The following is a 23,350-nucleotide window of genomic DNA, read 5'->3' on the forward strand; positions in this document are numbered from 1 at the left end:
GCCGGTCAGTCCTTGGCGGCGCCGGGCTCGGCCATCCTGCGGTGCATCTCGGCCTTGACCTTGTCCGGCATGACCTTGCTGGCCACGGCCTGGACCTTGGTCTTGGCCGAGCCGGCGTTGACCTTCTCCTTACCGTCGAGCAGCGCGCGGATGCCCTGCTCGGCGACGAGCGCCGGGTCGTCCTTCTTGCCGGCGCCGACCGGGGTGTCGTCCATCTCGGCCCGGTGGAAGAAGTTCGTGTCGGTCGGGCCGGGCATCAGCGCGGTCACGGTCACGCCGGTGTCCTTGAGCTCGGCGCGCAGGGCCTCGGCGAATGACTGCGTGAACGACTTCGACGCGTTGTAGACGGCCTGGTAGGTGCCGGGCATCATCGACGCGATCGACGACGTGATCAGGACCCGGCCGCGCCCGTTCGCGACCATGGCCGGCAGGGCCAGCTTGGCCAGGTGGACCGTCGAGCTGACGTTCACGTCGATGACGTTCAGCTCGTCGGCCAGGTCGGTGCCGCCGACGAAGTCACCGCCGATGCCGCGGCCCGCGTTCAGCGCCAGGGCGTCGATGTCACGGCCGGTCGCGGCGATCTCGGCCCACACACGTTCCACCTCGTCGCGGCGGGCGAGGTCCGCCCGTACTGCGGAAATCTGATTCTGCCCGTCGCGGCGCAACCCGGTCGCGGCCTCGTCGATGCCCTCGTCCTCGGCGACGATCAGCAGGTCGAAGCCGTTCTCAGCGAGTTGCCGGGCCAGCTCGTAACCGATGCCGCTGGATGCGCCGGTGACCACGGCGAAGGGGTTCGCACTCGGATTCGTCATGTGTTGCGGGTGCCCGCGAAAGAGATGGTTAATCACGAATTTCACGGGCACGCAAAGGTCATGCGAGCGCTGACATGGCAAGGCACCGGCAAGGTGTCCGTAGAAACGGTTCCGGACCCGAAAATTCAAGACCCGACAGACGCGATCGTACGGATGACGTCCACCGCCATCTGCGGATCCGACCTGCACCTCTACGACGTTCTCGGCATGTACCTCGACAAGGGTGACGTGCTCGGCCACGAGCCGATGGGCATCGTCGAGGAGGTGGGTTCGGAGGTCACCCACATCAAACCGGGTGACCGGGTGGTGATCCCGTTCAACATCTCCTGCGGGCACTGCTGGATGTGCTCGCGCGGCTACTACGCCCAGTGCGAGACGACGCAGAACAAGGATCAGGGCAAAGGGGCGTCGCTGTTCGGTTACACCAAGCTCTACGGTCAGGTGCCGGGCGGTCAGGCGGAGTACCTGCGGGTCCCGCAGGCGCACTTCGGGCCGATCAAGGTGCCCGACGACGGCCGGCCCGACGAGCGGTACCTGTTCCTGTCCGACGTGCTCACCACGTCGTGGCAGGCGGTGAAGTGGGCCGACGTCGCGCCGGGCGAGACGGTGCTGGTCACCGGGCTCGGGCCGATCGGGCAGATGTGCGCCCGCATCGCCCGCCACCTCGGCGCCACCCGCGTGTTCGCCATCGACGACGTGCCCGAGCGGGCGGCGATGGCCCGGCGGCACGGCATCGAAGTCGTCGCCAACGCCGAAGAAGTCCTGGACAAGACCCACGGGCGGGGCGTCGACCGGGTCGTCGAAGCGGTCGGCATGGAGGCACACGGCTCGCCGTTCCAGTCCGCGGCGATCAAGACGGCCGGTCTGCTGCCGGACGCGATCGGCCGCAAGGTCACCGAAACCGCCGGCATCGACCGGATGGCCGCGCTGCGGACCGCCTTCGAAGCGGTGCGCCGGGCCGGAACGGTCTCGATCATCGGCGTGTACGGCGGCAACGCCGACCCGATGCCGATGATGGACCTGTTCGACAAGGGTGTGACGCTGCGGATGGGCCAGGCGCACGTGAAGCACTGGGTCGACGACATTCTGCCGCTGCTCACCGGGGACGACGATCCGCTCGGGGTGGACGACCTGGTCACGCACCGGGTACCCCTGGAGGAGGCGCCCGGTGCCTACGAGATGTTCAAGAAGAAGGAGGATGGCTGCATCAAGGTCGTGCTCAAGCCGTTCGTCTGAGGCGCGGTCACGCTCCTCAGCCGAGCAGCTTCCGGGCGAACCGGGCCTCCAGTCGCGCCGAGGCGTGCGCGACCGTCGGCAGCGTGGCGGCGAAGAACACGGCCACCACCAGGTAGAAGATCACGATCGTGGAGTAGGCGTCACCGAACCCGAGCAGCTCCGGCACCTCGCGGTCGTCGCTCGGCAGCGCCCAGCCCCACAAACCCCAGGTGACCCCGCCGATCATGCCCGCCCACCACGTGGTGGTCAGCGAGAACGAGATGCTGTTCGGGATCCAGCGCAGCCCGGCGTGCGCCAGATCCCGCCAGCACCGCGGATCGCCGAGGACGGTCACCAGGCGCGTCAGGACATTCGGGGAGTCGGTCGTGCGGTAGTGCGGCTGCGCTACCGGCTCCCCGAGCACCTTCGCGATCCGCGCCCGCTCCGACTCCGCGAACCCCCGGGACGTTCCCAGAGCAAAAATCAGCAGCGGTACGCCCAGCCAGACCACGGACAGCCCCAGACCGGTGGCAAAAGCCGTCACACAGACCACGGTCGAGGCCAGGGCCAGCGGAAAACCACTCAGCACGTAGCGGGTGTTCACCCCCAGTTGCGGCACGAATCGCATGGCCGGCGCGGGGACAAGTCCGGTATCGATCTGCGTCGTCGTCATACCTTGACGCTATTGACCGGGGGCGGGCCGCTCGATGGGGCAAGCTGCCCGATCGATGGTGGTGCTAGCCCTACCTTCCGAAACGCAAGCCACACCATCCGCGCGGCGGCCACTCCGCGCATCACCGAACCCGCGTACCGCCGAACCCCGCGCCGCCGGGTCTTGCGCGCCGGGCCCTGCGCCGCCGGCGAACGTTGCGCCGATCCGGGCCCGCGTCGTCGCTGCCGCGTGATCCCAGCCGCAAGACCGCGGCGGGCTCAAGCCTTGAAGCCGCGCCCCAACTGCTTCACCCGTGGCTCCGGGCGTACACATAGGCGCCCACCACCAGCACGAACACGGCAATGTTGATCGCCCACGTCGCGCGGAAGCCGGAGGACTTCTGGGCGCCCGGGGCGCCCAGGTTGCCTTTGGCGAAGGTGAATGCCGGCGCCATGTACTCCAGCGCCACTCCTTGCTCCGGCACCATGAAGTCGAGCGCCGCCCGGCCGACGCGGCGCGGGAGCACGTACGGCACATGGATCTTGATGTTGTGCGGACCGCCCGGGATCAGGTCGAAGTGCTGCACGCCCCACCCGTGCACGGCTACCTCGTGACCGTCGATGGTGATGCGCGGCGTGGTCGCGTTGTAGAGGAACGCGCCCGCCGGCCGCCGGAGGTCGAGGCTGAGCAGAGCCATCGGAGTGCTCCCGAGGGTTCGACGACGATGAAATCGTGAGCACTCTATGTCAGTTCGGCGGCGCGCACCGTCGAGGGGCAGGGTGATGCCGTACGCGGCCGGAGTGCCGGTCAGGATGCCGTGGAGCCCGTCGGGGAAGCCGACGTCGCGAGCCCGTGCGGCGGACCGCCCCGAGGTCAGCATCTGGTCGCCGCGGTGGTGGCAGGCCACAGCGAGGGCGTGGCCGAGGCCGGCGGTGCCGCCGACGATCAGGACGTTGCTCATGGCGGCAGCCGGCCATCCGGTGATCGACGAGCGATTGATGAGTTTGCCAGTGCTGGGCGAGGGTATCCGTCAGCCGGTCGAATACACCGTATTGAGGAGTTTGTCCGGATGGAATCACGTAGCCCGGCCGAGGTCATCAAGGATGCCGTCTCGGCTGTGACCGGTGAACCGAAGCCCGAGGTCCCGGGTAAGCCCGGCAGCGGCACCCCGACCGTGGAGGAGCCGACCACGCCGGTCGGCCCGCTGCCGCCGAGCCAGGAGCAGGGTCAGCCGGACACCCGTACGCCCACGGGCGCGGAGACCGGTGCGCCGCCGACGGCGTTCGCTCAGCAGGGCCCGTACCTGACCACCGCGCAGGGAGCTCGGCTGCGCGACACCGATCACTCGCTGAAGGCCGGCCCGCGCGGACCGATCCTGCTGCAGGACCACCACTTCCGCGAGAAGATCACGCACTTCGACCACGAGCGGATCCCGGAGCGCGTGGTCCACGCCCGCGGTGCCGGTGCGCACGGCGTCTTCACGAGTTACGGCACCGCGTCGAACCTGACCCAGGCCGGGTTCCTCAAGCACAAGGGCAAGGAGACCGACGTCTTCGTGCGCTTCTCGACGGTGCTCGGCTCGCGCGGCTCGGCCGACACGGTGCGGGACACGCGTGGCTTCGCGACCAAGTTCTACACCGACGAGGGCACGTTCGACCTGGTCGGCAACAACATGCCGGTCTTCTTCATCCAGGATGCGATCAAGTTCCCGGACATCGTGCACGCCGCCAAGTGGCACCCGGACCGGGAGATCCCGCAGGCGCAGAGCGCCCACGACACGTTCTGGGACTTCGTCTCGCTGCACACCGAGGCGCAGCACCACACGATGTGGAACATGTCGGACCGCGGTATCGCCCGCTCGTACCGGATGATGGAGGGCTTCGGCGTCCACACGTTCCGCCTGGTCAACGACGCCGGTGAGACCGTGCTGGTGAAGTTCCACTGGAAGCCGAAGCTGGGCGTGCACTCCCTGGTGTGGGAGGAGGCGCAGATCGCGAGCGGTGTCGACCCCGACTTCCACCGGCGCGATCTCTACGACTCGATCGAGGCCGGGGCGTACCCGGAATGGGAATTGGGTCTTCAGGTCTTCCCCGACACCCCGGAGGAGACGTTCGCCGGGATCGACCTGCTCGACCCGACGAAGATCGTGCCGGAGGAGCTCGCGCCGGTGCAGCCGGTCGGCAAGCTGGTGCTGAACCGGACGCCGACCAACTTCCACGCCGAGGTCGAACAGGTCGCGTTCCACCTGGGGAACCTCGTGCCCGGCATCGACGTGACCAACGACCCGCTGCTGCAGGGCCGGCTCTTCTCCTACCTGGACACGCAGCTGACCCGGCTCGCCGGGCCGAACTTCCACCAGATCCCGATCAACCGTCCGCACGCGCCGGTCAACGACATGCTGCGCGACGGCTTCCACCAGCACGCGGTTCACGGCGGCGTCGCGCCGTACAAGCCGAACTCGCTCGACGCCGGGAACCCGTTCCCGACGACGGAGAACGCGTTCGTCGACGTGCCGGTCGTGGTGACCGAGGCGCCGAAGGTGCGCGACCTGCCGGTCTCGTTCAAGGACCACTATTCCCAGGTACGTCTTTTCTGGCAGAGCATGACGCCGGTGGAACGTGAGCACATCATCCGGGCGTACACGTTCGAGCTCGGGAAGTGCTTCGAGCAGGCGATCAAGGAACGGCAGCTGCAGTGCCTGGCCAACATCGACCCGGTGCTCTGCGCCGAGGTCGCGACCGGTCTGGGACTGCCCGCGCCGGCGCCGACCGTCGACCTGCCCGAGGTCACGCCGAGCCCGGCGCTGTCCCAGGTCGGGCAGCAGTGGCCGGCCGACGGGCGGATCATCGGGATCGTCGTCGACGACGTCGACGCCGACGGGGTGGCCGAGGTGCGCGAGGCGATCGCCGGGGCCGGGCTGGTTCCGCTGATCATCGCGCCGCACGGTGGCAAGGTCGGCGCGCTGACCGTGCAGCGGACGTTCGCGACCGCGCGTTCGATCGAGTTCGACGCGCTGCTGCTGGCCGCGGCACCGGTGCCGGCTCCCGACGCGGTGCCGGCTCGCGACGAGAAGGCCGGGGCGCCGCGTGCGGCCGCTGTCGACCCCCGGGTGAACCTGCTGATCGACGAGTGCTGGCGGCACGCCAAGGCGATCGGCGGCTGGGGCCCCGGCGCCGAACTGCTGCAGCGCATCGGTCTCGCCGACACGCCCGGCGTGGTCACCGACGCCTCGGCCACGGGCGTGCTCGCCACGGTCCAGCAGCTGATGGCCAACCACCGCGTCTGGGAGCGTTTCCCCGCCTCGATCAGCTGACCGGTCACCCTCCAGGTTGGTTCTCACCGTGGTCATGAGGGCCGGGCAATCACGGTGAGAACCAGCCGGGAACAGGGGTGCGGCCGGAACGGCGACCAACCGCCTACCCAGCGGGCTCCGGCCGGCGCGACTCCACGGCCGGCCTCAGCCCGGCAACCGGCGGATGCGACGGGGCCAGGGCTGTGGACGGGTTCGATGCTCTGGGCGGGACCACCCACGGACGTCGCCCTTCCGGGTCTCGCGTTCTGGGCCGCCCGCGGCCCTGCGAGGCCCGGAAGGGTCCCCGCGGGAGCGACGGCCCGGACCACGGCGGAGATAGGACATGAAGGTCTTGATCCTGGTTTGACTTCGGGGAGGGCTGATGGCCAAGCGGTTGCGGCGCAGTGTGCTGACCAGGCCCGGGTTCACGCGGCGGCGGTCGGGGAGCGGGTTCCGGTTCTTCGGGCCGGACGGCGAGGCGGTCAAGGATCCGGAGGTCGTCGAGCGGATCAAAGGGCTGGTCATTCCGCCGGCGTGGAAGGACGTGTGGATCTGCCCGGACCCGCGCGGGCACATTCAGGTGACCGGTTTTGACGCGGCCGGGCGGAAGCAGTACCGCTATCACGACGAGTGGCGCACCGCCCGTGACGAGGCGAAATTCGATCGGGTACGGGAGATCGCCGGTCGCCTCCCGAAGATGCGTGACCGGTTGTGCGAGGATCTGACCACCGGGCGCGGGCTGACCCGGGAACGGGTGCTGGCGGCGATAGTCCGGCTGCTGGACCTGGGAATGTTCCGGGTCGGCGGGGATGCCTACGCGAGCCGGGACGAGGATCCGTCCTACGGGTTGTCGACGCTGCGGCCCGAGCACGTCATCTCCCGCAGCGGTCACCTCATGCTGAAATTCCCCGGAAAATCGGGCGTGCTGCACGAGCGCACGGTCGAGGACGGTGAAGTCGCCGAGGTGCTCCGGGCATTGAAGCGCCGCCGCCGTGGGCACGACCGGCTCTTCGCCCACTGGAATCCGGCCGGGAAATGCTGGCAGGAGGTCCGTGCCGACGCCGTCAACGACTACCTGCGCGAGATCAGCGGCGCCCCGATGACCGCGAAGGACTTCCGCACGTGGCACGGCACCGTGACGGCCGCCGCGGAGCTGGCCCAGGCCGGGCCGCAACCGACCGCGACGAAGAGGCGTAAGGTCGTCGCGCACGCCATGCGGGAGGTCGCCGAACAGCTCGGCAACACCCCGGCGGTGGCGCGCGCGTCGTATGTCGATCCGCGCCTGATCGAGAAGTACGAGGACGGTGAAGCCCCGGAACGGGGTGACGAACGTGAGGTGCGCCGGCTGCTGAAGGAGCCGTCCTCCTAGCCGATGAGAGATTCGTGACGATTCGGCCGGTAGCTCCGGTCTGGCGGCTGACTCGCACGCTCATCCTCGCCGGCTCGCCGGTGTCAAGGTCTGCTCAGAGGCGCGTGGCCGTGCGGACCAGGGCGGCGAGCGGGCGTGAGCGGCTGTGCGGGGGCCAGGCGATCACCGTCGTGACCGGGGGCGCGTCGACGACCGGCACCGCGGTGACGCCCTCCGGCAGGTGCAGACGGACCGACTCGGGGACGACCAGACACACCCGGCCGAGGGCGACCAGCTGCAGCAACTGCATGTTGTCGCGCACCTGTGGGCCGGGCCCGTCCGGGTAGGTGCCGTCGCGCCGGGGCCAGCGCGGCAGCGGAAGACCGGGCAGGTCGCTCACCTCGTCGAGCCGCACGTGCGCGCGCATGGTCAGCGGATGACCGGCCGGCAGCAGTGCCACCTGGCGTTCCGTCCCCAGCTCCTCGACGTCGAACCCGGCCGTCGAGTCGAACGGCAGATGCAGCAGGGCCACGTCGGCCCGCCCGTCGCGCAGCATCCGCTCCTGCTCGGCGATCCCGCAAAGGACCACTTCCAGCGGTACGGCGTCGGGCTCCGCCTCGTAGGCATCGAGCAACTTCGCCAGCACCTCCGTCGACGCGCCGGCCTTCGTGACCAGCACCAGCCCGGCCTGCCCCTGCGCGGCCCGCTTCGTCCGCCGCTCGGCCGCCTCGACCGCGTCCAGCGCCGCCCGCGCCTCCCGCAGCAGCACCGCACCGGCCCCGGTCAGCGCCGTCCCGCGGCTCGACCGCTCCAGCAGCGTCACGCCGAGCCGCCGCTCCAACCGGCTGATCGCCCGGGACAGCGGCGGCTGAGCGATCCCCAGCCGGTGCGCGGCCCGCACGAAGGTCTGCTCCTCGGCGACCGCCACGAAGTAGCGCAACTCCCGCGTCTCCATGCCCGCCAGGCTATACCCGCCGGGTATGGCGGCTTACCCGATCGGTGTTGGCCCGATCCGCGGCCCGGGGCACAGGATCAATGTCATGAGCGAACGGACAATTGCGCTGGTCACCGGCGCCAACAAAGGCATCGGGTACGAGATCGCGGCCGGACTCGGCGCGCGCGGACTCACCGTCGGCGTCGGCGCCCGCGACGACGCCCGCCGCGACGAAGCGGTCGCGAAACTGCGGGCGGCCGGAGTCGACGCGTTCGGCGTGCCGCTGGACGTGACCGACGACGCGAGCGTCACCGCCGCCGCGGCCCTCGTCGAGGAACGCTACGGACGGCTGGACGTACTGGTCAACAACGCCGGCATCACCGGGGACCAGCCGCAGGAACCGACGGTCGTCGACCCGGCGATCATCCGCACCGTCGTCGAGACGAACGTCATCGGCGTCATCCGGGTGACGAACGCGCTGCTCCCGCTGCTGCGCCGGTCGTCGTCGCCGCGGATCGTGAACATGTCGAGCAGTGTGGGATCGCTGACCCGGCAGTCCACGCCCGGGGGCGAGACAGGGCCGATCGCGGCGGGGTACTCGCCGTCGAAGACGTTCCTGAACGCGGTGACCGTGCAGTACGCGAAAGAGCTGGCCGACACGAACATCCTGATCAACCTGGCCTGCCCGGGGTACTGCGCGACCGACCTCAACGGGTATCGCGGGTATCGGACCGCGGAACAAGGGGCGGCTACGGCGATTCGGCTGGCGACGCTTCCCGACGGTGGCCCCAGCGGCCAGTTCTTCGAGGACGACGGCCCCGTCCCCTGGTGAGAGGCCGGTGCTCGCCTCCCGCGGCGCGCCCGGGCTCGGCGACTGTCCACCCCGGTCGGCCTGGCGGCGCATCGCCGGCACGTCATCGTTGGCGGCAGCGCCCGCGCGGCAGACCGTTGCGACCCGGCGGGCGAGACGGACCGGTACCGGCCTGGTTCCCCGGACGTCTGGCCCGCCCACGTGACCAGAGGTACGTCCGGCCCGTCCCGCGCCGGCGGTGATCGCCTGGCCGGCGGGCGATGCGGTTTTGTCGTACCGGGAGGCTAACGTCTGCGCCACCGATGCCGACGGCCTTGTCGCAACGGGGGAGTCAGTGTTGCCGGACAAAGGGTTGGCGCATGCGCAGGTTCGAGTTCGTCGAGGGTGGTTCGGCGAAGTTCTGGGAGATCGGGCGGGACGGCTCGGAGGTCACCGTGCGGTTCGGCCGGGTCGGCACCACCGGCCAGACCAAGGTCAAGACCTTCGGTGACGACGCGTCCGCCTCGGCCCACGAGACCAAGCTGATCGCCGAGAAGACCAAGAAGGGGTACGTCGAGGGCACGCCCGCCCCCACGCCCGCCCCCACGCCCGCCCACACGGCCGCGCCGGCGCCCGCCGAGCCGGCCGAGCCCGCGGCGGCGCCGGACGAGGATACGTTCGTGTTCCCGTCGGCGTGGTTCCGGCACCGCTACGCCCGTCAGGGCAGCAGCGGCACGGTGACGTTCACGCCGAGGCCCGGCGCCCGCGCGGTCGTCGACGAGGAGATGACCGACAAGGTCGACCGGGTTCTGCAGGCGCCGACCACCGATGTGGCGGTCGCCGCTCAGGCCGTCGCGTGGCGGGAGGGCCGGCCGGAGGGCACTCCGCTGGGTGCCGCGGCCGTCGTCGCCGCGGTCCAGTTGGGGAACTGGCAGATCCAGGACAGGTTGACCAACTTCGCCGACGTGTGGGTCGCCGAGCGTGGCCCGCGGTTCGCCGCCGAGGCGGCCACCGAGCTGTTGAGTCTCAAGGTCACGGACGACAACCGGCCGGCGCACGCGCTGTACAGCCATCAGTACACCGATACGTTCGGGGTGCGGCACATGCGCGCGGGCGAGGTGCGCTCCCAGGGTTACTACGCGAGTGCGGCGACGGAGGTCGCGCTGCGGGTCCGGCAGGCGCTCGCCGCCCTCTCCGAGGAGGACTATGCCGAGGTGGTCGCGGCGCTGACGCCGTACCGGGCCGGGCATCTCTACGCCCGCGCGGCCACCTCCGTGCTCGCCCCCACCCAGCGCGAGTGGGTCGCGCAGGACATCGCCGAGGCGATCGCCGGCGGCGACGAGTACCTGGCCAGTTTCCTGACCGCCGCGGCCGCCACCGAGGAGGAGCTGGCCGCGCTGCTCAAGGTCACGTACGGCTGGTCCGTGATGCGGTCGATGCCGGCGCTGACCACGATCGTCGACGGCATCGGCACCGGGGCGGCGCCCGCGCTGTTCCACTTGCTGGGCCAGGACATGGCCGACGCGGAGGCCCGGCGGCGGCTGCTCTCCGTGCTGGAGCAACTGCCCGGCGACGACGTCATGCAGGGGCTGATCGACCGGGTCGAGCAGAAGTATGTCGCGCCCGCCCTGCTCGGCGCGGCCCAGCGGTTCCCGGTCCGAGCGCTGCGGCTGCTGGCCGAGTCCGCGGGTAAGCGCACGGTCGCCGACCTGCTGCGGGCGCACGTCCTGGCCCATCCGGAACTCGTCGACGCGGTGCTGCCACAGCTGTCGGTGGAGGCGGCGAAACGGGTCGAGGCGGTCGTCGGGGACGCTTCCGCGCTGCAGGTGGCGCCGCTTGATGCCGTACCGCCGCTGCTTGTCGATCCTCCTTGGCACCGCCGGGTGAAGTCGGCGAAACCAGTGGTGCTCGCTGATCTGGCGTGCCGGGAACCGGCGACGATCGACTGGGCCGACGGGGAACGCGAGAAGTGGGCCGCCGTCAGCTTCTCCCGGTCGACCCACGGCACGGTCCCCGAATCGTGGGAGACCACGTGGGAGCAGGTGCAGAGCAGCCACCCCGGCTGGCTGGCCGGGCCGACGTTCTTCGCCGAGGCCCCGATCGACTACGCCCGGCCTCGGCTGTCCCGGTGGAAACCGGGCGACACCTGGCTGGCCGGCGACTGGATGCGCGTGATCATCGCGCGGTTCGGGCTCGACGCGCTGCCGCTGGCGCTGACCGTGACCCGGCGCAGCCCGGCCGAGACCGCCGGGATCCTGGCGCCGTTCTCCTCGGCCGAGGTGGCCGTGCTGATGGCCGAGTGGTTCGGCCGGCTCAAGAGCGTGCGCTCGACCGCCCTGGCCTGGCTGGTGCGGCACCCCGGTGCGGCGGCGCGGGCGCTGGTCCCGGCCGCGCTGGGCAAGCCCGGGGTGCCGCGCCGGCAGGCCGAGAACGCGCTGCTCGCGCTGCACCACAACGGCCACTCGGAGACCGTCCGGGCCGCCGCCGCGGAGTTCGGCGCGCCGGCCGCGGCCGCGATCGGCACGCTGCTGGACAGCGACCCGCTGATGCTGCTGCCCGCGAAGATGCCGGCCGTGCCGGGCTGGGCGGTGCCGGGCCTGCTGCCGCCGGTGAAGCTGCGCGACGGTTCCGGGGTGCTGCCGGTCGAGGCGGTCACCAACCTGATCACGGTGCTGGCGATCTCCCGGCTCGACGCGCCGTATGCGGGGGTGGAGATCGTCAAGGCCGCGTGTGACCCGGTCAGCCTGGCCGAGTTCGGCTGGGCGATGTTCCGGCGATGGCAGATGGCCGGCTCCCCGAGCAAGGAGAACTGGGTCCTCGACACGCTCGGGCTGGTCGGCGACGACGAGACCGTGCGGCTGCTCAGCCCGCTCGTGCTGGCCTGGCCGGGCGAGGGCGGCCACGCCAAGGCGGTCACCGGGCTGACCGTGCTCGCGGCCATCGGCACCGACATCGCGCTGATGCACCTGCACGGCATCGCCCAGCGGGCCAAGTTCAAGGGGCTGAAGGCGGCCGCGCAGCAGAAGATGGACGAGGTCGCCGCCGGGCTGGGGCTGAGCGCCGATCAGCTCGCCGACCGGCTGGTCCCCGGCCTCGGGCTGGACGACGACGGCAGCTTGCGGCTGGATTACGGGCCGCGCCAGTTCACCGTCGGGTTCGACGAGCAGCTGCGGCCGTTCGTCGCCGACGACACCGGTCAACGGCTCAAGGCCCTGCCGAAACCGGGGGTGCGCGACGACGGCGAGCTGGCGCCGGAGGCGTACCGGGCGTTCACCGCGCTGAAGAAGGACGTCCGCACGATCGCCGCGGACCAGATCCGCCGTCTGGAACGGGCGATGGTCACCGGTCGTCGCTGGACCGGCACGGAGTTCCGCCGGCTGTTCGTCGGCCACCCGCTGCTGTGGCACATCGTCCGGCGCCTGGTCTGGGGCCTCTACGACGAGTCGGGGGCGCTGGTCGGTGCGCTGCGCGTCGCCGAGGACCGTAGTTTCGCCACCGTCGACGACGACGAGGCCACCCTGGCCGGCGACGCCACCGTGGGCGTGGTGCATCCGCTGCAACTCGGCGACACCCTGCCCGACTGGGTGCAGGTGTTCGCCGACTACGAGATCCTGCAGCCGTTCCCGCAGCTCAGCCGGCAGACGTTCACGCTGACGGACGAGGAGGCGGCGACCAACCGGCTCACCCGGTTCGAGGGCATCACCGTGCCGACCGGCAAGGTCATCGGTCTGGAGCGGCGCGGCTGGCAGCGGGAGGCCCCGCAGGACGCCGGTGTCCAGGGCTGCATCGAGCTGGCCGTCGACGACAAGCTCCAGGTCGTCGTCGACCTGGAGCCGGGCATCGCGGTCGGGGCGATGGACATCTTCCCCGAGCAGAAGCTCGAGCAGGTCTTCCTGTGGAACGGTGCCGGCGGCCGCTGGGGCCACCGAAGCCAGAACGGGCCGGCGCTCGGCGAGCTCGACGCGATCATCGTTTCCGAAGTCATCCGCGACCTGACGGAGATCACCGCATGAGCACGTTCGAAGAAGTCGAGGTCACCGCGCCCGCGGACGAGGTGCAGCGGCCACCGGCCGAGGTCCGCTACGCCGACGAACTGGCCCGGCTGCGGGCCGCCGACACCGCCGCGCGACCGCCGGGGTGGGCGCTGAGCGTGCAGGCCGCGCGCCGGTTCGTCGTCGGCGACGACAAGCTCGCCGTCAGCCGCAAGTTCGTCGGTGACCCGTCGCTGATCGACCGCGCGCTGATCACCCTGGCCACCAACCGCGGGCTGATGCTGGTCGGCGAGCCCGGCACCGCGAAATCGCTGCTCTCCGAGCTGCTCGCGGCCGCCGTCAGCGGAGTGTCGACGCTGACCATCCAGGGCGGCGCGGCCACCACCGAGGACCAGATCCGCTACTCGTGGAACTATGCGCTGCTGGTCGCCGACGGCCCGTCCACCCGGTCGCTGGTGCCGGCCCCGCTGCTGCGCGGCATGGCCGAGGGGCGCACCGTGCGCTTCGAGGAGATCACCCGCTGCCCGCTCGAGGTGCAGGACTGCCTGCTCTCGCCGCTTTCCGACCGGGTCCTGGCGATCCCCGAGCTGACCGGGCCGGACGCGATGGTCTTCGCCCGGGACGGCTTCAACATCATCGCCACCGCGAACACCCGCGACCGGGGTGTGAACGACATGAGCTCGGCGCTGAAGCGGCGCTTCAACTTCGAGACCGTCTTCCCGATCGCCGACTTCGGCACGGAACTGGCACTGGTCGCCGACGAGGCGGCCAAGCTGCTGCGCCGCTCCGGGGTCACCGCCGAGCCACGCCGTGACGTGTTGGAGGTCCTGGTCACGACGTTCCGCGAGTTGCGTGACGGAGAGACCGCCCGCGGCGACTCGATGGATCGACTGTCGTCGGTGATGAGCACGGCCGAGGCGGTCTCGGTCGCGCACGCCGTCGGGCTGCGCGGCTGGTTCCTGCGCGGCGAGCCGGGCAACGCCGAGGACGTGGTCGCCTGCCTCGCCGGCACCGCCGCCAAGGACAACGCCGACGACCTGGCCAAGCTCCGGCGGTACCTGTCCCAGCAGGTCACCTGGCGCACCGGCGACCAGTGGACGGCGCTGCACCAGGCCCGTCACCTGCTGCCGGGCTGAGCCATGGCGGTCACGTTCCTCGGGGTTCGCCATCACAGTCCCGCCTGCGCGCGGCTCGTCGCGTCCACGATCGACGCGCTGCGCCCGGCGTACGTACTGGTCGAAGGCCCGGCTGACCTCAACGACCGGATCGGTGAGCTGCTGCTCGGGCACGAGCTGCCGATCGCGGTGTTCACCAGTTACCGCGACGAGGAGCGCCGCCACGGGTCATGGGCGCCGTTCTGCGACTACTCGCCCGAGTGGGTGGCGCTCACCCGCGGCCGGGATGTGGGCGCCGAGCTGCGGTTCATCGACCTGCCGGCCTGGCATCCGGCGTTCGCCGGGCGCAGCAACCGTTACGCCGACGCCGAGTTGCGCTACGCCGAGGTGATGGAGCGGCTGTGCCGCACCTTCGAGGTCGACAACGTCGACGTGCTCTGGGACCACCTGGTGGAGATCGCGCCCGACGAGGGCCTCGCCGAAAGACTCGAGACCTACTTCGATCTGGTACGCGGTGAGTCCGCGTCCGGCGAGTCGGACACAGCGCGCGAGGCGTACATGGCCCGGTGGGTGCTCGCCGCCCGGGCCGCCGCCGGGGATCGGCCGGTCGTCGTGGTGACCGGCGGGTTCCACCGCCCGGCGCTGGTCGCGGCGCTGGCCGCCGGCGGCGACACGCAGTGGCCGGAGGTGCCGCAGCTTCCGGACGGCGCGCTCGGCGGCAGCTTCCTCGTGCCGTACTCGTTCCGCCGCCTCGACGCGTTCGACGGCTACCAGTCGGGGATGCCGTCACCCGCGTACTACCAGCAGCTGTGGGAATCCGGCCCGCAGCACGCGGCCCAGCACCTCGTCGAGGCGGTCGCCGGGCGCCTGCGGAAACGCCGGCAGCCGGTGTCCACCGCCGATCTCATCGCGGCCCGGGCCACGGCGCAAGGGCTTGCCACGGTACGCGGCCACGCCGTCCCGGCCCGCGCCGACGTGCTCGACGGACTGGCGTCGGCGCTGGTCAGCGAGGCTCTCGACGTACCCCTGCCGTGGTCCTCGCGGGGCACACTGCGAGCCGGCACCCACCCGGTGGTGGTCGAGATGGTCGCCGCGCTCAGCGGCACCCGCGTCGGCCGGCTGCACCCCGGTACGCCCGCGCCGCCGCTCGTGCACGACCTCGACGCCGAACTCGAACGCGCCGGTCTCACCGGGCCGGCCGAGCTCACCCTGGACCTGACGCTCGACGGCGACCGGGCCCGCAGCCGGGTCCTGCACCGCGTCCGCGTGCTGGGCGTGCCCGGGTTCACCCGCACGTCCGGCCCCAGCACCGGCCTCGACCCGGTGCTGGGCGAGCGGTGGACCCTGCGACCGGACCAGGGCCGGGTCACGGCCGTGATCGAGGCGGGGGCGTACGGGGCGACCCTCGCCGACGCGTGCGCCGCGGTCCTCGCCGAACGGGCCACCGGCCGCGACGTCGACACTCTGGCCGGCGTGCTGTTCGACGCCGCGCTCGCGGACGTCCGGGACGTCTCCGACCAGGCGCTCGCCGACATCGACGCCACCGTCGGGACCGCACCGGAACTCGGGGCGCTGGGCCGCATGCTGGCCGTGGTGGTGACCATGTGGCGACACGACCGGATCTTCGGCACGGCGCGCAGCGCGATGCTGGGGCGGGTCATCCTCGGGGGCGTACGCCGGATCCTCTGGCTCGCCGAAGGTATGCGCGGCGACGCGGCACCCGCTGATCTGGGCCGGATCACCGCGATCGCCGCCTGCCGCGACGCCCTGCGCCACAGCGGTGCGGCCCTCGGCCTGGACGTTCCCGGCGCGCTGGAGGTCGCCGCGCGGATCGCCGCCGACACCGCCGCCCCGCCCGACGTGCGCGGCGCCGCGTTCGGTCTGCGCTGGGCCTTGGCCGCCGACGCCGTGCCGGATCCCGCGCGGGTGGTCCGTGGAGCGTTCGTGCCGCGCACCGCCGGGGACTGGCTCGCCGGGCTGTTCGCGCTCGCCCGCGAGGAGGTACTGCACACCGAGGAGATCATCGGCCTGCTCGACGAGCTGCTCTCGACCATGTCGATCGACGACTTCCTGGTGGCGCTGCCCGCGCTGCGGCAGGCGTTCGAGTTCTTCCCACCGCGCGAACGCGAGACCATCGCCGAGCGGCTGCTCGCCCGCCGGGGGCTCGCCGGCAACGGCCGGTCCCTGCTGCGCGGCGTCCCCGACCCGGCCGCGGTGGCGTCCGGCATGCACCTCGACGAGCGCGTCGACACTCTCCTGCGCCGCGAAGGGCTCCTCACGTGACCGATTCGGATCTGGAACGCTGGCGGCTCGTGCTCGGTGAGCCGGCCGCCGCCGTCTGCTCGCTGAGCGCCGAAGGGGCGGCCCGGGACGCCGCGCTCGACTGGCTCTACGGCCGCGACGAGGAGAACGACCGGCGCGACGTGCGGCGCGGCGGCTCCGGAGCGTCCGTGCTGAACACGGTCGACTGGCTCGACGACATCAACCGCCTGTTCCCGGAAGAGACCATCGAACGGCTCCAGCGCGACGCCGTCGAACGCTACGAGATCACCGACATCGTCACCGACGCCGCGGTCCTCGAGACGATCGAACCCAACCCCGCGCTGCTGCGGGCCGTCCTGCAGACCAAGCACCTGATGAACCCGGATGTGCTGCGCCTGGCCCGGCGCATCGTCGAAGCGGTCGTCCGCGACCTCATGGCGAAAATGGCCACCGAGGTGCGGGCCGCGTTCACCGGCACCCGCGCACGCCGGCCCAGCCGGTGGAAACAGGGCCGCGACTTCGACATGACCCGCACGCTGCGGGCCAACCTCGGCCACTACCGGCCCGGTGAACGCCGCCTCTACATCGAGACGCCGCACTTCTTCTCCCGCACCCGCCGGCACGTCGAACAGTGGCAGGTGATCCTCCTCGTCGACCAGTCCGGCTCGATGGTCGACTCGGTGATCCACTCCGCGGTCACCGCCGCCTGCCTGTGGGGGCTGCCCGGCGTGCGAACCCACCTCGTCGCGTTCGACACCGACGTCGTCGACTTGACCAGCGACGTCGACGACCCGGTCGAGCTGCTGATGAAAGTCCAGCTCGGCGGCGGCACGGACATCGGGCGGGCGGTCCGCTACGGCGCCGGGCTGATCGAACAGCCGCGGCGCACGATCGTGGCGCTGATCAGCGACTTCTACGAGGGCGGTTCACCCGCGGGACTGATCCGGTCGGTCCGTGAGCTGGTCGGCCAGGGCACGAAAGTGCTCGCCTTGGCGGCTTTGGATTCACAAGCCGTTCCCGCGTACGACCGTGACACCGCCCAGCGCCTCGCCGACGTGGGCGCGGCCGTCGGCGCCATGACCCCGGGGGAACTGGCGGCGTTCGTGGCCGAGCAGGTGGGGCGATGAGGGCTGATCTGCGGGCGTTGACGGCAGACACCCTGGCCGAGCTGACCAACCGTGGCCTGGTCAAACGCGCGGTGCGGGAGTTGGAACGCGCGGCACCGGCGCTCACCGGGGACGGCGACGGGACGGTCCGGGCCACCTTTCCGGACGGGGTGACGACCACATTGCCGGTCGGCGGCCTCGACAAAGGCTCGTGCAGCTGCGGCGCGATGGGGGTGTGCCGTCACCTGGTCGGTTTGGTGCTGGCCTACCAGACGGTGGCGGCACCGGTAGCCGACGCCGAGCCGGTGCCGCCCGCCGGGCCAGGTGTGCGGCTTCCAGCCGACTCGTCGGTCCCGCCGTCACCGGACTCGGCCACCTCCCCGGCATCGCAGTCTCCTGTCCTGGCCGGCTCGTCCGCGTCAGAGCCTGCGGTCTCGGCCGGCTTGTCGGCGTCGCAGCCCGCCGTCGCGGTCGATTCGGCGCCGCGGTTACCGGTCTCCGCCAGTGCTGCGACGCCGACGTCCTGGTCGCCGGGGGAGTTCACCGACGAGCAGCTGACCGAGCGGATCGGTGAGCGCGCGATGACCGCCGCCCGGCGGGCCCTCGCCGCCGGATATGTCGCCCGGGTGCGCCGCGGGCGGCCCGGCGATCCGGTGCCCAGTGTCGAGCTGCCGACCGCGACCGTACGGTTCCTCGTCCCGCACGACTTGGGCTTCGCCCGGACCGACGCCGTGGCCGGTGTCCGCGACGAGGTGTTGGCGCTGGCGGTCTGGGCGTTCCGTGCCGCGGACGAGCGGGCGGCCGGCGAGCGGGCCGCTGACGAGCACGTTGCCGGCGCCGATGAGCAGGCCGCTCTCGACTGGGCCGCCGGCGAACTCGACGTGCAGGTGCAGGCCGGCGGCGGCCCTTCACCGACCGGGGGAGCGGGCCTCGGCAGCGCGCTGACCCTGGCCGAGACGGTGCTGCGCGAGGGCGCGATCCACCTCGGCACAGGACTGACCGCCGACATCGCCGTGGCCCGGCGTGAACTGGAAGCGGCCCGCATGCGGTGGCCGCTGCTCGCCGTGGACGACCTGGTCGCGCAGCTGGAGGCGTACCGGACGCGCAGCGCCCGCTATCGGCCGGAAGCCCTCGCCGATCACATAGCCGAACTGGTGGCTCGCCGTCGCGCGGTGACCGGCGGCGGATCCGCGCTGCGTTCCCGGGTGCTCGGCACCGACGAAGCCGCCGAGACCCCGCTGCGCCGCGCCCGCCTCGACGGCATCGGCGCCCGCGTGTCGGCGGTCGGCGACGAGCGGGTGGTCGACGTGTTCCTCGCCCACGCGGACAGCGCGACCGTGCTGGTGCTGCGCCGGACGTATGAGACGCCGGACACCGGCCCGCAACTCGCCGCCCGCCGCGTGGCCGGGACCAGCATCGGTGTCCTGGCCGGCGGCGCAGTCGTCACCGAGTCCGCCGCCCGCAGCGCCAGCCGCACGGTCCGCCTCGGCACTCGCCGGCTCAGCCGTACCGAGGCGATGACCGCCCGCGGATCGTGGCAGGACCTGCCACGGACCCTGATCGCCGCTGACCTGGCCCGGCTCGCCGCCGAGTTGGATGCGTTGCCGCCACGTCCGATCCGGGCCCGCGTAGAAGCGGAGACCGTCCGGGTGGTCCCGGTGACCGAGGTCCTGTCGGTCACCTACGCACCGGGCGCGCAGCGTCTCGACGCGGTGATCGCGGACGCCGCCGGGACCACCGCCGTGATCTCGGCCGTGCATGCCTCGTGCGCGCCCGGTCGCCTGGACGCCATGGCCGAGGCCTTGCACGGACCGGTCCGTTACGTCAGCGGTGTCGTCCGTCGTCGCGGCGGTGGCGTCAGCATCGATCCGATCGGCTTCGCGGTCGGGGACACCGTCGTGGTGCCCGATCTCAGCCCAGCCGGCCGGGCCACCCCGCCGGACGGTTCGGCCCAGGCACCGACGGACGCCCTCGGACTCGCCCTCGACGACGCGCTGTCGCTGCTGGCCGAGCTCGCGCACCGGGGGTTGCAGCACGCGCCCGCCACCATGACGACTCGCCTGAAGGAGACCGCTGCTCGTCTGCGAGCACTCGGGATGAGCCGCGCGGCCGAGGCCGTCGACACGCTCGCCGCCCGGTTCGGCACCGACCCGGGCGGCGCAGCCGTCACCGCCTGGGTCGACGCGCACCTACGTCTCAGCCTCGCCGCCGATCTCCGATGAGCCGGCCCACAAGTGATCGCACGTCACGGGCACGGCGAGGCCAGCCGGAAGTGTGCGCCCGGTCCGGACCGCGAGCGGGTCGGGCCAGGAGTGAGCGCACGTGTCCGCAGCCTGCCACTGCTCGGAGATCGCCCACCCGAACGCGGCCGGATCCCGCGGTTCCGCCACCGCCGGCACGTCGGCGATCCTCGGATGCACCCGGCCGATGGCGGACACCGCGCGCAGCTCAAACCGACGGCGCACCGCGTCCGCCGGGGGCGAGGGCCGCACGGCGCCGGCCGAGGCCGACCGGCCCGCTGCGTCGACGAAGTGCACGGTCACCGCCGGCACCCGCAGTGCCGTCCCCGGATTCGGCTTGGCAGGCTCCGGGGCACCCGGGCGACCGTCATCAGATCGTCGAGGTCCTCACCGCGACCGAGCCGCTCGTCGGTCTTGTCCGGCTCCGGGTCGCTCACCCACAGTGACCCGTCGGCGGTCAGCCGGCTCATCTCGCCGGTCCCTTGATCTGATCATCGATTGACGTCTATCGTCCGCAGGAAAGCGCTTTCCCCCTCAGGAAGCGCTTGCCCATCCCCACGAAGAAGGCGAGAAGATCGATGAAACGCTCAGTCGCCCTACGCTGGACGGCCGGCGCGGCCACCATGATCGCGAGTGCCGCGATCATGGTGGCGCTGCCGTCGCCGCAGGCCATGGCCGCCGACAACCTGAGCCTCAGCGCCGGGGCTGACGGCTCCAGCAAGGCCAGCGGCACCAGTTACGGCAACGTCAAGGACGGCGACCCCGGCACCTACTGGTCGCCGGCCGGCGCCACCGGCTACGTCTCGGTCAAGTGGAGCAGCGCCACGACGGTCTCCTCGGCCGTCCTCAAGCTGGCCTCCGGCGGCGGCGCGATCAGCTCCTGGCGGATGCTCAACGCCGACAGCGGCGCCGTCCTGACCAGCGGCAGCGGTACTCCGAGCACCATCTCGTTCGCCTCGACCGCGTTGAAGAAACTGACCTTCGAGATCCTCGCCGCGTCGGCCGCACCCCGGATCGCCGAGTTCGAGACGTACAACGGTGGCGGTTCGACCCCGACCACCAGCCCGACAGCGACGCCCAGCACCAGCCCGACCAGCGGCACCGGAACCCCGACGGGCGTGTGGCCGAGTTCGGCCGGCAACGTGTCGGTCTCCGGCACGATCACCGTCTCCGGCACCTTCGACGGCGGCATGAAGACGTACTGTTGCATCGGCGACGGCTCGCAGAGCGAATCCCAGGATCCGATGTTCAGCATCGCCAACGGCGGCACTCTGCAGAACGTCATCATCGGCTCGCCGGCCGGCGACGGCGTGCACTGCGAGGGCACCTGCACGATCAAGAACGTCTGGTGGAACGACATCGGTGAGGACGCCGCCACGTTCAAGGGCACCGGCGGCGGCACCAGTTACGTCATCGGCGGCGGCGCGAAAGCCGGCAGCGACAAGACGTTCCAGCACAACGGCAACGGCACGGTCAGCATCTCGGGCTTCTACCTGAGCGGCTCCGGCAAACTCTACCGCGCCTGCGGCAACTGCTCGTCGTCGTACCAGCGCAACGTGAAGATCGACAACGTGCTGCTGAACGACATCGACATGGTCGCCGGCATCAACACCAACTGGGGTGACACCGCCACGATCACTCGCGTCACGCTCACCAACAGCTCCAGCGCGGTGGTCTGCGGACAGTACAAGGGCGTGGCCAAGGGCAGCGAGCCGACCTACCTCGGCGAGGGCTGGAACAACGCCAACTGCAAGGTCACCCAGAGCGACATCACCCGCAAATAGACCCCGAGAATCAAATCCTTCCTTGCCCATCTCCGCTGTGGTCCGGATCGTCGCTCCCGCGGGGACCCTTGCGGACTGAGCAGGGCGCAGAGCGCCCAGAACGCTCAGTCCGCAAGGGCGGCCTCCGTGGGTGGTCGCGGTCAGAGCAGAGAACCCGTTCTCAGGTCGTCGTGATCTCGTTGACCTCGGCCTTCACGGTGAGCGTCCGGGTCTTCGTGCCCTCCGGGCCGATCGCCGTCAGCAGATACTTGTGAGACTGATAGGAACCCGGATCTCCACTGCACGGAAAATTCAGCGTCACGGAGTCCTCGGCGCCATAGGTGTCGTAGATGCCCGGCCCGTCCAAGGAGATCGTCGCCTTCTCCGCCCCGGTGACCTTCCACTCCAGAGTCACGTCCTGCCCCGGGTTCTGCACCTGATCAGTTCCGGACGGGCAGGACGGCTTCACCGACACTCGGAAGAAGGAGATGGCCGGCCCACCGGGAGCCGCGCTCGTAGTCCGGTGAGTAGGACTGGTCGTGGTCACCTTCACCGCAGGCGCCGTCGACACACTCTCGAACTCCACGGGCCCGGCGGAAACTCTGGACGACACCTCCCCGCCCCCGGCCGGACGACCGGCCTCGGCGTCCCGCAGACGTGACAGCGCCAGCCCCGCCCCGACGGCAAGGATCACCAAGGCGAGCAGAGCGATGACGAACCCACGGCGTCTCCGCACGTGTCCTCCCTGATAGAGCCAACTTTCGGCGCACTCTACGAGCGCCTCGGCTCCCGAGGTACCACCACACGGACGTCCTGGCACGAAGCCGGTACCGAACGACGACGACGAGCCCTGGAAAACGGGAACGGCGCCCTCGAAGGAGGACGCCGTTCCCGAAGCGGAAGGTCAGAAGGTCAGGCGCGCGAACGGCCGCCGCCCAGAATCGAGGTGCTCAGGCGCGCGCGGGCTGCCTGGAGTTCTTCCAGCGCTCAAGCGCGCGGGTGGCGCCGCCGCTCGAAGCCCGGCATGTCGATGTGCGGGTCCAGGTCGTCCCCGGACGACACCTGCGAGGCCAGCCGCTGGGTGAGCCGCCGCGCCCCCGGCCGCCGACGCCCGTTGGCGTCCGGCACCTCGGGCTGCAGCAGCGATTCGGCCATGTCGCCCATCGACCGGGCGATCTCCTCGAACGGAATGTACAGCGCCCGGTTCGCCGCCGACCCCAGGTACTCGAAGGGCTCCGACCCGGCCATCGGGATGAAGCGCACGCCGAGCATGTCGACGAGGTTGCGGAACGCGGCCGCGTCGAGCATGCAGACGACGTGGCGGACGTTCCACCGGTGGCCGGCGTTGATGAACGCCCGGTAGAGCATGCCGCTGACGGTCAGGCCGTTGCGGTCGGCGCGGTAGCGGGGGAGCACCGCGAGTGTCGCGTAGTCCCAGATCTTGCCGCCGTCGTGCATGCCGTGCGTGTCCACGATCTCCGACAGCGAGACGCCGATCAGGTCGGGCGCGTCGTCGAGGGTCTTGCCGCCACCCTCGATCGCGCGTGCGGCGCCCGCCGGCAGTCCGGTCTCCCGGTCGAGGATCAGGAAGAAGTAGCTCTGTTCCTCGTACGTCGTGTATTCCGCGACCATCGCCGCTTCGTCCAGCCCGAACGACTCCTCGAACACCATGCGCTCGACGGTGCGGGCCACGTCGGCCAGCGGGTCGTGCGCGGAGAGGGCGAGGGCGACGAAACGGTTCTCGGACGCGTGGCCGGCCAGCGCCTTGGCGCAGAGCTCGCTGAGGGTGGCGTCGTCGAGGGCGTAGGTCATCTGGGGGACTCCTTAGC

17 protein-coding genes are annotated in these 23,350 nt (G+C 71.2%); 10 read left to right on the forward strand and 7 right to left on the reverse strand.

The genetic code is table 11. The annotated features are described in order from the left end of the window. Positions 1-5: 5 nt before the first annotated feature. Positions 6-812, reverse strand: coding sequence for an SDR family NAD(P)-dependent oxidoreductase (locus ACH442_RS15030; RefSeq protein WP_396338561.1), 807 nt, complete (start codon positions 810-812; stop codon positions 6-8). Between the two features lie 60 nt (positions 813-872). On the opposite strand from ACH442_RS15030, the gene ACH442_RS15035 reads away from it, so the two are divergent. Next, positions 873-2,048: a zinc-dependent alcohol dehydrogenase gene (locus ACH442_RS15035; protein ID WP_396338562.1), complete on the forward strand. Its 1,176-nt coding sequence runs from the start codon at positions 873-875 to the stop codon at positions 2,046-2,048. A 16-nt stretch (positions 2,049-2,064) separates the two neighbouring features. Here the strand turns inward: ACH442_RS15035 and ACH442_RS15040 are convergent, their stop codons facing one another. Next, a complete protein-coding gene (locus tag ACH442_RS15040) occupies positions 2,065-2,700 on the reverse strand; it encodes a sensor domain-containing protein (protein ID WP_396338563.1) in 636 nt (211 codons plus the stop codon). Between the two features lie 286 nt (positions 2,701-2,986). Next, a complete protein-coding gene (locus ACH442_RS15045) occupies positions 2,987-3,640 on the reverse strand; it encodes a hypothetical protein (protein WP_396338564.1) in 654 nt (217 codons plus the stop codon). Positions 3,641-3,748: 108 nt separating this feature from the next. Between ACH442_RS15045 and ACH442_RS15050 the strand changes: the two genes are divergently transcribed. Then, positions 3,749-5,992, forward strand: a complete 2,244-nt coding sequence (locus tag ACH442_RS15050; protein ID WP_396338565.1) for a catalase — start codon at positions 3,749-3,751, stop codon at positions 5,990-5,992. Between the two features lie 361 nt (positions 5,993-6,353). Continuing rightward, a complete protein-coding gene (locus ACH442_RS15055; protein WP_396338566.1) occupies positions 6,354-7,340 on the forward strand; it encodes a DNA topoisomerase IB in 987 nt (328 codons plus the stop codon). Between the two features lie 94 nt (positions 7,341-7,434). On the opposite strand, the gene ACH442_RS15060 is transcribed toward ACH442_RS15055, so the two are convergent. Then, positions 7,435-8,274: a LysR family transcriptional regulator gene (locus ACH442_RS15060; RefSeq protein WP_396338567.1), complete on the reverse strand. Its 840-nt coding sequence runs from the start codon at positions 8,272-8,274 to the stop codon at positions 7,435-7,437. An 85-nt stretch (positions 8,275-8,359) separates the two neighbouring features. Here ACH442_RS15060 and ACH442_RS15065 point away from each other — a divergent pair, with 85 nt between their 5' ends. The 6 genes from ACH442_RS15065 (at position 8,360) to ACH442_RS15090 (ending at position 19,740) form a co-directional block, all read left to right on the forward strand. After that, positions 8,360-9,085 carry an SDR family oxidoreductase gene (locus ACH442_RS15065; protein WP_396338568.1) on the forward strand — a complete coding sequence of 242 codons (726 nt, stop codon included), beginning with the start codon at positions 8,360-8,362 and terminating at the stop codon, positions 9,083-9,085. 338 nt (positions 9,086-9,423) lie between these two features. Next, a complete protein-coding gene (locus ACH442_RS15070) occupies positions 9,424-13,056 on the forward strand; it encodes a DUF4132 domain-containing protein (RefSeq protein WP_396338569.1) in 3,633 nt (1,210 codons plus the stop codon). Next, on the forward strand, positions 13,053-14,171 hold the full coding sequence (locus ACH442_RS15075; RefSeq protein ID WP_396338570.1) for an AAA family ATPase: 1,119 nt from the start codon (positions 13,053-13,055) through the stop codon (positions 14,169-14,171). Before ACH442_RS15070 ends, ACH442_RS15075 begins: the two co-directional genes overlap by 4 nt. 3 nt (positions 14,172-14,174) lie before the next feature. After that, positions 14,175-16,433 (forward strand): DUF5682 family protein, encoded by a 2,259-nt coding sequence (locus ACH442_RS15080; protein ID WP_396338571.1) that lies wholly within the window; start codon positions 14,175-14,177, stop codon positions 16,431-16,433. Continuing rightward, positions 16,430-17,539: a VWA domain-containing protein gene (locus ACH442_RS15085; RefSeq protein WP_396338572.1), complete on the forward strand. Its 1,110-nt coding sequence runs from the start codon at positions 16,430-16,432 to the stop codon at positions 17,537-17,539. Before ACH442_RS15080 ends, ACH442_RS15085 begins: the two co-directional genes overlap by 4 nt. Next, a complete protein-coding gene (locus ACH442_RS15090) occupies positions 17,536-19,740 on the forward strand; it encodes a hypothetical protein (RefSeq protein WP_396338573.1) in 2,205 nt (734 codons plus the stop codon). The genes ACH442_RS15085 and ACH442_RS15090 overlap by 4 nt, the downstream gene beginning before the upstream one ends. A gap of 317 nt (positions 19,741-20,057) precedes the next feature. Here the strand turns inward: ACH442_RS15090 and ACH442_RS15095 are convergent, their stop codons facing one another. Next, entirely contained in the window at positions 20,058-20,228 is a 171-nt protein-coding gene (locus tag ACH442_RS15095; RefSeq protein WP_396338574.1) for a hypothetical protein, read from the reverse strand. A gap of 108 nt (positions 20,229-20,336) precedes the next feature. Between ACH442_RS15095 and ACH442_RS15100 the strand changes: the two genes are divergently transcribed. After that, positions 20,337-21,542, forward strand: coding sequence for a pectate lyase (locus ACH442_RS15100; RefSeq protein WP_396338575.1), 1,206 nt, complete (start codon positions 20,337-20,339; stop codon positions 21,540-21,542). A gap of 160 nt (positions 21,543-21,702) precedes the next feature. Here ACH442_RS15100 and ACH442_RS15105 read toward each other — a convergent pair whose 3' ends face one another. Further along, entirely contained in the window at positions 21,703-22,257 is a 555-nt protein-coding gene (locus ACH442_RS15105; RefSeq protein ID WP_396338576.1) for a hypothetical protein, read from the reverse strand. A 251-nt stretch (positions 22,258-22,508) separates the two neighbouring features. Continuing rightward, positions 22,509-23,333, reverse strand: a complete 825-nt coding sequence (locus ACH442_RS15110) for a hypothetical protein (RefSeq protein WP_396338577.1) — start codon at positions 23,331-23,333, stop codon at positions 22,509-22,511. Positions 23,334-23,350: the final 17 nt, after the last annotated feature.

Source organism: Actinoplanes sp. NPDC020271 (assembly GCF_044388125.1).
Taxonomy (GTDB): domain Bacteria; phylum Actinomycetota; class Actinomycetes; order Mycobacteriales; family Micromonosporaceae; genus Actinoplanes.